This is a genomic window from Clostridium coskatii, from assembly GCF_001675205.1.
Classification (GTDB): Bacteria; Bacillota; Clostridia; order Clostridiales; family Clostridiaceae; genus Clostridium_B; species Clostridium_B ljungdahlii.
In genome coordinates this window covers 1-1,479 of sequence record NZ_LROR01000043.1, presented here as the reverse complement: position 1 = coordinate 1,479, position 1,479 = coordinate 1, and the positions used below count along the sequence as shown (strand labels likewise).

1 protein-coding gene is annotated in these 1,479 nt (G+C 34.8%); it reads left to right on the top strand.

The features are described 5' to 3' along the window. Positions 1 to 83 precede the first annotated feature (83 nt). Positions 84 to 1,325, top strand: a complete 1,242-nt coding sequence (locus CLCOS_RS09345; protein WP_063602656.1) for an IS256 family transposase — start codon at positions 84 to 86, stop codon at positions 1,323 to 1,325. Positions 1,326 to 1,479 lie beyond the last annotated feature (154 nt).

Below are 1,479 nucleotides of genomic sequence, written 5' to 3'. Positions count from 1 at the left end.
CCAGCCTGTGATAAAAAGTCTGTAAATAAAATAAAAACATAAAGCTTTCTATGATAAAATAAAAATTATAGGAGGCTTTTTTTATGGCAAGAAAAAAAGATGTTTATAAGGTAAAACCAATGACAGATGGTAAGAGAAATATTATAACTTCTCTCTTAAATGAGTATGATATCAAATCTGCAGAGGATATTCAAGATGCATTGAAAGATCTACTGGGAGGAACTCTTCAGGAGATGCTTGAAGGTGAGATGGACAATCATCTTGGCTATGAAAAGTATGGACGTTCTGATGAAGCTAACTACAGGAACGGTAAGAAAAGCAAGAAAGTACGCAGTAAATATGGTGAAGTGGAGATTGATGTACCTCAAGATAGGAACAGTACATTTCAGCCGCAGGCTGTAGCAAAGCGCCAGAAGGACATATCAAGCATAGAAGACAAAATAATATCAATGTATGCAAAAGGTATGACTACAAGACAAATATCTGAAATTATTGAAGACATATATGGTTTTGAAGCAAGTGAAAGTATGATATCTAATATTACAGACCGCATATTACCAGAGATTGAACAGTGGCAGCAGCGTCCATTGTCTACAGTTTATCCAATTGTTTTCATAGATGCAGTACATTTTTCCGTCAGAGATAACGGTATAGTAAAAAAGCTTGCTGCCTATATAATCATGGGTATAAATGATGCCGGAATAAAAGATGTGCTTTCCATAAATATAGGTGAGAACGAGAGCAGCAAATACTGGCTTGGTGTTCTAAATGAGCTTAAGAACAGAGGCGTTAAAGATATTCTCATACTTTGTGCAGATGGTCTTTCTGGCATAAAAGAATCTATAAATGCGTCCTTTCCTGACACAGAATACCAGAGATGTATCGTACATCAGATAAGAAATACACTTAAATATGTATCTTATAAACACAAGAAAGATTTTGCAAAGGATCTTAAGAGTATATATCAGGCTCCATCTGAGGAAACTGCCCATAAAAATCTGGAAGTTGTAACTGAGAAGTGGAATGATAAATACCCAGGATCTATGAGAAGCTGGCTGAAAAATTGGGACGCCATAACCCCTATATTCAAATTTTCACCAGAAGTCAGAAAAGTAATATATACAACGAATGCCATAGAAAGTCTTAATAGCACATACCGCAGATTAAACAGTCAAAGAAGCGTATTTCCAAGTGATACTGCACTTCTCAAGGCACTTTATCTTGCAACATTTGAGGCAACTAAGAAATGGACATCAGTCCTCAGAAACTGGGGTAAGGTTTATGGTGAACTATCCATAATGTATGATGGCAGACTTCCCGAGTAAAATTTTTATAAAAATAACGCCTTTTTTCTTAGGCGTTATTGACATACTCATTTTTAAATTATATATTTGAAATTAAGACAGAAGTAATTTTTTACATAGTTGTCTTTCTAAAATATCATAGAAAGCTAATTTACAGAAAAAGTCTCACACTCTC

What these genes read in the sequence shown, in the direction of transcription:
- CLCOS_RS09345 (WP_063602656.1), top strand. Translation starts at nt 84, where the DNA reads ATGGCAAGAAAAAAAGATGTTTATAAGGTAAAACCAATGACAGATGGT.